This is a genomic window from Nonomuraea sp. NPDC050643 (genome assembly GCF_040654715.1).
GTDB lineage: Bacteria > Actinomycetota > Actinomycetes > Streptosporangiales > Streptosporangiaceae > Nonomuraea.
The window spans coordinates 1-9,531 of the sequence record NZ_JBFAIM010000142.1 but is presented as its reverse complement, the minus strand read 5'-3'; the positions used below and the strand labels follow the sequence as shown (position 1 = coordinate 9,531).

Below are 9,531 nucleotides of genomic sequence, written 5' to 3'. Positions count from 1 at the left end.
TATGAGGCCATCGTCAAGGGCGAGAACATCCCCGAGCCGGGCATCCCGGAGTCCTTCAAGGTCCTCATCAAGGAAATGCAGTCGCTGTGCCTGAATGTCGAGGTGCTCTCCAGCGACGGCATGTCCATCGAGATGCGCGACACCGACGAGGACGTCTTCCGCGCCGCGGAGGAGCTCGGTATCGACCTGTCCCGGCGTGAGCCGAGCAGCGTGGAAGAGGTGTAGCGCTGCCGATGCGCGACCCGCGGGTGCTGGCCGGAACGGTGCTGCTGGTGTCGGTGACGGCGTGCGGCGGGCAGGCCCCGGCCCGCCCCGCCTCACCGCCCTCGACTCCGGCCGTCACGGCGTCCAGCGTGCCGTCCACCTCGCCGTCCACCGACAAGGCGGGCCCGCGCAAGAGCGACATTTCGTGGAACGGTCAAGGAGACCCGTACAACGCCGAGGTCACGCTGGACGACGGGCGGCGGGTGGCCATGCACTATCGGCGCGGCAAGGGGCTCTTCGAGCAGCACTACGGCCCGGAGATCGGCTGGAGTGAGCCCCGGCTGGTCTACGGAACGAAGACGGAGGCGTGCCAGGGGGTCGAGCTGCGCGCCTTCGGTGCGACCGTCGCGGCCATCGCGGACTTCGGCCTCTACTGCTCGGACGGCGAGCCGCCGATGGAGTCGATCGCGGCCGTGGGCGTGGGCGACCTGAGCACCTGGGCACACCACCTGACCAGAAGCTTCGACGGCTGGCAGCGGGTGTCGGCGGGCGACGGCGGTGAGGTGGTCACCTTCCGGAACGGCTCCACGAAACTGCGGTGGAGCCGGGCCGGCGGGTTCTCCGAATAGGCCGCGCACGCCAGGCCGATCGTGCGGTTGGTGTCGGACCTGCCCTTGGCCTGTGGTGACTCCGGTGACGCAGGCTCGCGTGGTCGGGGCGATCCTGCCAAGGTGCCTACGGGGTCAGGGTTTCGGGGTGGGCGGCGAAGTAGTCGGCGATCGACGTGGGCTTGCGGCCGGTGAGCCGCTCGACCGCGTGTGTCGTCACGTCGAACCAGCCGGCCCGCTTGTACGTGCCCAGCCCCGTCCAGCCCTGGACGTACATCTCGGGGAGGCCGCGCCTGGTCAGCGCCGCGGCCAGGCCGGCGTCCGAGACCGGTTCGCAGCGGATCGTCCGGCCGGTGACCTCGGACAGGGCGGCGGCGACATCGGTGTCCGTCACCGCCGCCGGGCCCGTGACCTCGAGGAGCTGGCCCTCGTGGCCGCCTTCGGCCAGCACGGCCGCGGCGACGGCGGCGCTGTCGTCGCGGGTGATGTGGCCCACCCTGCCGTCGCCCGCGTTGCTGGGCAGCACCCCGGTGGCGACGGCGAGCGCGGGCACGCCGACGAGGTTCCACATCTCCGGCCACTGGTTGAAGCGCAGCGCCGTGAACGTCAGCCCCGACTCGGCCAGCAGCCGCTCGGTCTCCTTGTGGTTCTGGATGAGCGCCTGCGGCTGGCCGGGATCGCCCGCCCTGGTGAACGAGGTGTAGACGAGCCGGCCCACGCCGGCCTTGGCGGCCGCCTCGATGGCGTTGACGTGGCCGCGCGGCGCCCCGGTGAACGAGCCCATGCTGATCATCAGCAGCCGCTCGGCGCCCTCGAACGCGGCGGGCAGCCCGGCCGGGTCGTCGAAGTCGGCATGCCGGGTGGCCACGCCGAGCCCGGCGAGGGCATCGGGGTCACGGGACAGGGCCACCACGCGGGCGGCGTCCACCCGCTGGAGAAGGTGCTGGAGGGTGAGGCGGCCGAGCTGCCCGGACGCTCCGCTGACCATGATCACTACAGGTCCTCCGTAATCGGTCGATGTGCGTACCCTGATCCTTGGCCAGCAGGCGAACGGTTCGAAAGAAGGCACATTCATGTCCACTGCCGCCATCACCGTCCCCGTCACGGTGGACGATCACGAGGAGTGCCCCGCGACCAGGATGTTGCGGCGGGTGGGCGACAAGTGGAGCGTCCTGATCCTGTCGGTGCTGGAGGGCGGGCCACGCGGCTTCAACGAGCTGGACCGGTCGGTGGAGGGGCTGAGCCGCCGCATGCTCACCCGTACGCTGCGGGCGCTCGAAGAGGACGGGCTGCTCAGCCGCACGGTCCGGCCGGGCGTGCCGCCGCGCGTCGACTACGCGCTCACCGAGCTGGGCCGCTCGTTCCTGGAGCCGGTACGCGCCGTGGGGCTGTGGGCCCTCGCGCACCAGTCCGAGCTCGAGGCCGCACGCGCCCGGGGCCGATGACGTGACGGCGGCCCGGGGCCGATGGCGGCTTCGTAGGTCTCGGCCGGTGACGTCGCCGTAGGCCGGGGCCGATGAGGTCGCGGTGGGGCGTGGTCAGGGGGGCCGCTTCGTGAGACAAAGGTCGCGGAGCACCTCGCCGATCTCGTCAGGAGGCCTGCCATGTCAGCCGAGAGCCCCCGATCCACCGGCGGCGGACGGCGATTATCGTTCGTCCTGCGGGCGCTGGTGTGCGCCGTGGCGATCGTCCTGGCGGTTCCGGGTGTCGCCCACGCGGCTCCGCCGGCCGCGCTCGACGGGGTCGCGCCGGCGGCCGATCGTACGTACCAGCCGGCGTTCGACTACGACGGGGACGGGTGCTATCCCACGCCCGCCATCGGACGCGACGGCACCATCGCGCCGGGGCTGGCGCTGGGCGGCGCGGTCAACGGGCAGTGCCATGACCTGTCCGACCTGGACAACACCAATTCCTATTCGCGCTCGAAGTGCAACAACGGCTGGTGCGCGTACATGTACGGGCTCTACTTCGAAAAGGACCAGGCGCTGCCCGGCTGCTGCGGGCACCGGCACGACTGGGAGCACGTCGTGGTCTGGGTCCAGGGCGGCGGCGCGGAGTATGTGGCGGCGTCGGAGCACGGCAGGTACAACGTCCGCCCCCGGGCGCAGCTCCCCTGGGAGGGCACCCACCCGAAGATCATCTACCACAAGGACGGGCTCTCCACCCACGCGTTCCGCTTCGCGAGCGCGAGCGAGCAGCCGGAGAACCACAAGGGCACCTGGCAGTTCCCGCCGCTGGTCGGCTGGGACGACTACCCGCCCGGCCTGCGCGACCGGCTGGTGGCGCACAACTTCGGCTCGGCGAGCTTCGGGCTCAAGGACGCCTCGTTCGGCGCGGAACTGGCGAAGGCCAAGCCGGCCGGCATCCCGTTCGACCCTCACGCGTAGGAGGCGGGCCTGCCATTAGACTGCCCGATATGCGGCGATTGACCAGTACGGTGGTCGTGGTGGCGGGGGACGGCGCGGGCGACGTCGTGGCCGGGCTCGACGGCCTGCACAACGTGCGCGCGATCCCCCGGGGGGACCGCGCGCCGGCCGAGGTGACGGAGCTCGCGGGCCGGTCGGCGGCGACGTACGTGGTGCACGACGCCGACCCGCTGGCGGACGTGGCGGCGGCGTGGACCGCGTTCTTCGACGGCACCGGAATCGTCGGAGGGCTGGAGGTCGCCGTCGAGGCCGCGCTGGGCGACCTGCGCGCCGACCGGCTCACGCTGCCCGACTACTACCTGCTGCTGAACCCCGACGGACTGAGCGAGACCTGGCGGCACTGGTGGCTCGGGGTGCTGGCCGGGGCCGCCCCCGTACGGGTCGTGCCCGTGCCCGCCTCGGCCGGAGCGGTCGCGGAGGAGCTGGGCCGGCTGGCGGCGGGGCGGTGGTGGCCCGCGGACCTGGCGGCGTGGCTGCGCGACCTGCCCCGGGTGGTGCCCGATCGTGCCGGTCTGCCGGGTGGTGGCGTGGTGGTGTCCTAAACCACCGGTTGTCCCACGATAACCGCATGTGTCAGGTCGGATACGCCCTATGATCTTGCGATCGACTCCGCGAGGAAGAACGCGATCGACACCTCGAAGCCCGGCATCGCTCGCGCCTATGAGGTCGTGCTGCACGGTAAGGACGACTTCGAGGTCGATCGCGCCTTCGTCGCGGAGGTCGCCAAGGTGGTCCGGGGCTGCCGGCCGTGGGAGAACACCCACCAGGTCGCGCAGCGCGCGGACCCGGAGGCGCGCGTGGTCTACGTCGACAACGACCCAATGGTGCCGGCCCACGGCCGGGCGCTGCTGGCGGAGAGCGAGCACACCGCCGTGGTCACCTCGGACCTGCGCGACCCGGCGGCCATTCTCGGCGACGAGGCGGTCAAGCGGCTCATCGACGGAGCTCAGCGTGGGCCGGCGGCTCATGTACGGCGGCATCGCGCGCAAGCCCTGATCGGTCCGTGCCCACGGGGTGACGGCCGAGGTCAGGACAACTGGCAGGTGGCCACGGGGGTGAACCCGTTGGCCGGCTCCTCTCCCACGGCGTTGGCGTAACCGGGGTATTTCCACCGGCACAGCATCGTGGGGGTGACCGCCGGGCCGGATCCGTCGCAGCGCAGGTTGTACCAGGTTCCGCTGGCGGAGCCGTACCCCTGCGCCTGGCAGTAGGCGTTGCCGTCGTTCCACGAGACCGTGCCCGTGGTGGGCGGCAGCGGCGCCTTGGTGGTGGGTTTCTCGGTGGGGGAGGGCTTGGCGGCCGATCGGGTCGGGGTCGATCGGGGCGTCGCCGGGCCGACGGTCTGCCGGCGGCTCGGCGACGGGTCCTTGCGGCGCGGTGAGGTTGTGGCCGTGCGGGGCGGCTTGGCGGGGGAGGAGGCCGCGGGACTCCGGACGAGCTGGGCCACCTTGCCGGGGCCCGCCGTCGCGGAGGGCCTGGAGCCGGTGGGCGCCGGGCTCGTGGGCGCAGGGTTGGTCGGCGCGGGGGAGGAGGGCGCGGGGGAGGAGGGTGCGGGGGTGGCGGGTGCCAGGGCCGCCGCCTGGGGGTCCGCGGTGGCGGGCGGCAGGGCGTAGAAGAGGACGCCGCCGGTGACCGCCAGCGCGGCGGCCGCCAGGACGCCGGCCAGGGCACGACGACCGGCGGGCCGCCCGGACGAAGCGGCCTGCCAGGCCGGTACGGGCAGCGCCCGGAGCCGCTCGGCCACCTGGGCCGCGGTGGGTCGCCGGGCCGGGTCCTTGGCCAGGCACTCCTGCAGCAGCCGCCGGAACCGCCCGTCCAGCGGGCCCAGATCCGGCTCGGTGTGCAGGACCGCGTGCAGGGTGGCCGGGATCGACTCCCCGCCGAAGGCCCGCCGGCCCGTGGCCGCGTAGTACATGGTCGCGGCCCAGGTGAACAGGTCGGCGGCCGGTCCCACCGCGCCGCCCGCGATCTGCTCGGGCGCCATGTAGGCGGGGCTGCCGATCGGCTGGCTGGTGAGGACCGACTGGCTCAGGTCGAGGGCCTTGGCGATGCCGAAGTCGATCACCACGGGCCCGTCGGGGCCGAGCAGCACGTTGCCCGGCTTGAAGTCCCGGTGCACCACCCCGGCCGCGTGGATCGCCGCCAGCGCCGTCGCGGTGTTGATCGCCAGCCGCTGCAGCGCCGCCGCGCCGCGCGGCCCGCTCTCCCGGACCGAGTCCTGAAGGGAGGGCCCGTCCACGAACTCGCTGACGATGTACGGCCGGCCGCCGGCGAATCCGGAGTCCAGCAACTGGGCCGTGCAGAACGGCGCCACCCGCTTGGCCGTGCCCACCTCGCGCAGGAACCGGACGCACGCCTCGTCGTCGGCCATCAGGTGCGAGTGCAGCAGCTTGACCGCGACGAGCAGGCCGTCGGGACCCCGGCCCGCGTACACCTCGCCCTGGCCGCCCACCCCGAGCCGGCCCTCAAGACGGTACGGCCCGGCCGCGCGGGGGTCTTCGGGACGCAGAGTCACGTGACCGAGACCGGGATCGGCCCGCCGGGCGGGAGCTGGGCGACCAGTCCCGTGGCGGCGGCGGTGAGCATGAACACGAAGTAGTCCTCCGGTGTGTGGTCGGGAATGCCCGCCATCGCCTGCCGGAGGAGCGGCGAACCGGCCTTCAGGGGCATCAGCTCGTCGATGACCCTCGGGTCGTCGGCGCTCACGCGCTCCTGCTCGGCCACGGTGACGCCCAGGGCGATGGTGGCGATCACGGAGGCGATCACGGTGGCGGTGGCCGGGTCGTAGCCGCGCCGGCCCAGGGCGGTGATCTCCTGCTCGAGGAGCCGCAGGCCCGACGGCCCGCGCGGGAACAGCCGCTGGAGGTAGCGGGCCGTGCCCGGCCGTCCGAGCGTGAAGCTCCGCAGTTGCCCGGCGAAGCGGACCAGGTGGGCGACGGTGGGCTCGTCCGGGTCGTCGGTCAGATGCAGCTCGTCGAGGATCGCCTCGCCGACCAGGCGCTCCAGCGCCGAACGGCTCGGCACGTGGCGGTAGATCGCGGCCGTCGTCACGCCGAGCGCGTCGGCCACGCCCTGCACGGTCAGGTCCGTCAGGCCGATGCGCGTTCCCGCGTCGACGACGTCACGGAGCGTGAAGCTGGCCGTGCGCCCGCCGGTCTTCACCGAAGATCCTCCTCATAGTTACGGGGGATAACTTAGACAAGCGATCAATGCGGCGCAAGGGGGTCGTCATGGGATGAAGCCGGAGTCTTGCCTACGGCCGAAAGTGTACGTAGCGTACGTAAAGTACGTACTTGACGATGCTGACGGAGTTGCCGAATGGACCCACGGGAAAGCGAGTTCGTCGACCGCATGGGGTTGATCATGGAGCGGTTCGGCGGGACGCGGACCATGGGCCGGCTCTACGCGTGGCTGATGATCTGCGACCCCCCATACCAGTCGCTCACCGACCTGGCGACGCGGCTCGGTGTGAGCAAGACCGCGATCAGCACGGCCGCCCGGCAACTGGAGTCCGGCAGCATGATCGAGCACGTTCCGACCCCACACCGCCAGCACCGCTACCGCGTCGTGCCGGGCGGATGGGAGCAGGTCCTGCGGGACCAGCTGTCCCGGATACGGCCCGTCCTGGAGACGGCCGATTTCGGGCTGTCGGTCGTCGGCGACGATCGGGCGGATGCGCGGGCGCGCCTGGAGGAGTTCCGCGCGTTCTTCGTCTTCCTCGAACGCGACGCGGACGAACTGCTCCAGCGTTGGCGCGACTTTCGCCGGAGCGACATGAAGGACTGATCTCACACCACCGAGACCCGAGGAGTGGCGATGGCCGACATCGTCGAGCGGTACGACATCCCCGTACAGCACTTCTGGTTGCACGGCCCCCGATCGGGCCGTCCGGTCGAGCACGACCCCGCCGCCGGTCTGTGGAACGTCTACGGTCACCCCGAGGCGCACGACGTCTTCGGCGACCCCGCGACGTTCTCCTCCGACACCATGCGCGTCATCCCGAAGGAGATGCTGCCGAGCAACGACGAGTTCTCGCTGGAGGGCTTCATCACCCAGATCGACCCTCCGGAGCACGGCAAGCTGCGCAAGCTGGTCAGCGCCGCCTTCACCCGCAAGGTGGTCGCGGATCTCGAGCCCCGGATCGCCGCACTCACCCACGAGCTGCTCGACGCGGCGCGGGAGCGCGGCCGGCTGGAGCTGGTGACCGACCTGGCCTATCCGCTTCCGGTCATCGTCATCGCCGAGTTGCTGGGCGTGCCGAGCAGCGACCGGCCTCTGTTCAAGCAGTGGGCCGACGCGCTGTTCCAGCGTGACGGCAAGATCTCGCTCGCCGAGCAGAGCGAGGACCGCGCCGCCGAGATGCGGGCCGTGATGAAGCCGTGGGGGGAGATGACGGCCTACCTGGCCGGCCACGCCGCCGAACGCCGCCGCCGGCCGCGCGCCGACCTGCTCACCAAGCTGGTCGAGGCCGAGGTGGACGGTGACCACCTGCCCGACGAGCAGGTGGTCAACTTCGCGATCGTCCTCCTGCTCGCCGGGCACGTCACCACGACGATGCTGCTCGGCAACACGGTGCTCTGCCTGGACGCCTTCCCCGAGCAGCAGGAGAAGGTGCGGGCCGACCGCGCCGGGGTGCCGGCGGTCATCGAGGAGTCATTGCGCTTCCTCACCCCGTTCGCCGCCATCAGCCGCGCCACCACCCGGGAGACCGAGCTCGGCGGCGTGACGATCCCGGCCGACCAGGTGATCATGCTCTGGCTCGGCGCGGCGAACCGGGACCCCCGTCAGTTCCCCGACCCCGCGGTCTTCGACCCCGGCCGCGACCCCAACCCGCATCTCGGCTTCGGCCGCGGCATCCACTTCTGCCTGGGCGCGCCGCTGGCGCGGCTGGAGGGGCGGGTCGCGCTGAACGTTCTGCTCGACCGGTTCGGCGAGCTGCGCACCGATCCGGAGGACCCCGTGCGGTTCATCCCGACACCGACCATGACGGGGGTGCGCCGCCTTTCGCTGAAGTGACTGGCGGTTGCCCGTACACTGGCGGTTTCCCGTAACAAAGGCGGAGGAATCACTCAATAGCGCTGGTAGATCCCCCTGCATAGCTTCGACGGGTGCTCAGGAACACTCTCGCGGCGCTCTGCCTCGCGCTGCTGCCCGCCTCCGCTCCCGTACCGCCGCCCCACGGCATCACCCCCGCGCGGATCGACGCGTTCGTCGAGCGTTACCGCGCGGCGACGGGGGTGCCGGGGGTCGCGGTCGCGATCACCAAGGGGAAGGAGGTCGTCCACACCGCCGGGTACGGCCGCACCGCCTTGGGCGCCCCCATGACGGCGCGCACGCCCATGGCCGTCGCGTCGGTCAGCAAGTCGTTCACCTCGCTGGCCGTCCTGCGGCTGGTGGAGAAGGGGGCGGTCGAGCTCGACCGGCCGGTGCGCCGGTATCTGCCGGAGTTCACGATGGCCGACCCGCGGGCGGCGGCGATCACCGTACGGCAGTTGCTCCACCAGACCTCCGGCATGGCCGACTCGGCCTTCCACGAGAAGAGCCTGCCGCAGCCGCGTACGCTCCAGGGCGCCGTGGCCCGCCTCAAGGACACCGGGCTCGCCGCCGCCCCAGGGACCGTCTTCAGCTACCACAACACCAACTACCAGGTGGCCGCCCGGCTCGTCGAGGTGGTGAGCGGCCGGCCGTTCGCCGCGTACCTGCGCGAGCAGGTGTTCCTCCCGCTGGGCATGCGCGACAGCACCACCATCGACACCGACCGCGACCTGCCCGGCAGCGCCCGCGGCCACCTGTACGTGCTCGGCCGGGCCATCGCCCTGCCCGAGCCGGCCGGGTTCGGCAACGGCTCCGGCGGGGTCATCAGCACCGCCGGCGACCTGGCCCGGTGGCTGATCGCGCAGAACACCGGCGTCCTGTCGCCGGCCACGGTCAAGGAGTTGCGCACCCCCTCCCCGCAGGACCCCACGTACGCCCTGGGCTGGCACCTCGACACGACCAGGCGCGGCACCCCCGTCGTCGAGCACGGCGGCGACCTCTTCACCGCCACGGCCCGGCAACTGCTCATGCCGGAGTCCGGCTACGGCGTCGCGGTCATGGCGAACACCGGGATGGCCTTCGCCGACGCCGGCACCCTCATGGACGGGCTCGTCGCCCTGATCGAGGGGGACACGCCGTACGTGCCCTCGTCGCCGCCCACCCTGCTCACCGACCTGCTGTTCGTCCTGCTGGCCCTGGTGACGGCCGCGCTGGGCGTGCGCGGGGTGGCCCGCTCGCGGCGGTGGGCCGCCGTCCGC

The 9,531-nt window shown here is 72.1% G+C and carries 12 protein-coding genes; 9 read left to right on the top strand and 3 right to left on the bottom strand.

Going from position 1 to position 9,531, the window contains the following annotated elements:
- Positions 1 to 225: hypothetical protein (locus AB0I15_RS66270; protein ID WP_358116989.1), on the top strand; the 225-nt coding region annotated here is incomplete at its 5' end.
- Positions 226 to 233: 8 nt separating this feature from the next.
- Positions 234 to 833 carry a hypothetical protein gene (locus tag AB0I15_RS66265; protein WP_358120927.1) on the top strand — a complete coding sequence of 200 codons (600 nt, stop codon included), beginning with the start codon at positions 234 to 236 and terminating at the stop codon, positions 831 to 833.
- Between the two features lie 106 nt (positions 834 to 939).
- Here the strand turns inward: AB0I15_RS66265 and AB0I15_RS66260 are convergent, their stop codons facing one another.
- Entirely contained in the window at positions 940 to 1,800 is an 861-nt protein-coding gene (locus tag AB0I15_RS66260; protein ID WP_358120931.1) for an NAD(P)H-binding protein, read from the bottom strand.
- 85 nt (positions 1,801 to 1,885) lie between these two features.
- Here AB0I15_RS66260 and AB0I15_RS66255 point away from each other — a divergent pair, with 85 nt between their 5' ends.
- The 4 genes from AB0I15_RS66255 to AB0I15_RS66240 all read left to right on the top strand — a co-directional run bounded on the left by AB0I15_RS66255 (position 1,886) and on the right by AB0I15_RS66240 (position 4,335).
- Positions 1,886 to 2,257 (top strand): helix-turn-helix domain-containing protein, encoded by a 372-nt coding sequence (locus AB0I15_RS66255; RefSeq protein WP_358120925.1) that lies wholly within the window; start codon positions 1,886 to 1,888, stop codon positions 2,255 to 2,257.
- A gap of 159 nt (positions 2,258 to 2,416) precedes the next feature.
- On the top strand, positions 2,417 to 3,199 hold the full coding sequence (locus AB0I15_RS66250; RefSeq protein WP_358120922.1) for an NPP1 family protein: 783 nt from the start codon (positions 2,417 to 2,419) through the stop codon (positions 3,197 to 3,199).
- 29 nt (positions 3,200 to 3,228) lie between these two features.
- Positions 3,229 to 3,780 (top strand): hypothetical protein, encoded by a 552-nt coding sequence (locus AB0I15_RS66245; protein WP_358120919.1) that lies wholly within the window; start codon positions 3,229 to 3,231, stop codon positions 3,778 to 3,780.
- Positions 3,781 to 3,798: 18 nt separating this feature from the next.
- Complete coding sequence (locus tag AB0I15_RS66240; protein WP_358120929.1) at positions 3,799 to 4,335, top strand: SAM-dependent methyltransferase; 537 nt, start codon at positions 3,799 to 3,801, stop codon at positions 4,333 to 4,335.
- On the opposite strand, the gene AB0I15_RS66235 is transcribed toward AB0I15_RS66240, so the two are convergent.
- Positions 4,266 to 5,753, bottom strand: a complete 1,488-nt coding sequence (locus AB0I15_RS66235; protein WP_358120916.1) for a protein kinase — start codon at positions 5,751 to 5,753, stop codon at positions 4,266 to 4,268. The genes AB0I15_RS66240 and AB0I15_RS66235 overlap by 70 nt on opposite strands.
- The gene (locus AB0I15_RS66230; RefSeq protein WP_358120914.1) at positions 5,750 to 6,400 is read right to left on the bottom strand and encodes a TetR/AcrR family transcriptional regulator; all 651 of its coding nucleotides are present in this window, start codon (positions 6,398 to 6,400) and stop codon (positions 5,750 to 5,752) included. Before AB0I15_RS66230 ends, AB0I15_RS66235 begins: the two co-directional genes overlap by 4 nt.
- Before the next feature lie 156 nt (positions 6,401 to 6,556).
- On the opposite strand from AB0I15_RS66230, the gene AB0I15_RS66225 reads away from it, so the two are divergent.
- The 3 genes from AB0I15_RS66225 to AB0I15_RS66215 all read left to right on the top strand — a co-directional run.
- Complete coding sequence (locus AB0I15_RS66225; RefSeq protein WP_358120912.1) at positions 6,557 to 7,024, top strand: hypothetical protein; 468 nt, start codon at positions 6,557 to 6,559, stop codon at positions 7,022 to 7,024.
- Positions 7,025 to 7,054: 30 nt separating this feature from the next.
- Positions 7,055 to 8,254 (top strand): cytochrome P450, encoded by a 1,200-nt coding sequence (locus AB0I15_RS66220; protein WP_358120909.1) that lies wholly within the window; start codon positions 7,055 to 7,057, stop codon positions 8,252 to 8,254.
- 92 nt (positions 8,255 to 8,346) lie between these two features.
- On the top strand, positions 8,347 to 9,531 hold a 1,185-nt coding region (locus tag AB0I15_RS66215; RefSeq protein WP_358120906.1), incomplete at its 3' end, for a serine hydrolase domain-containing protein.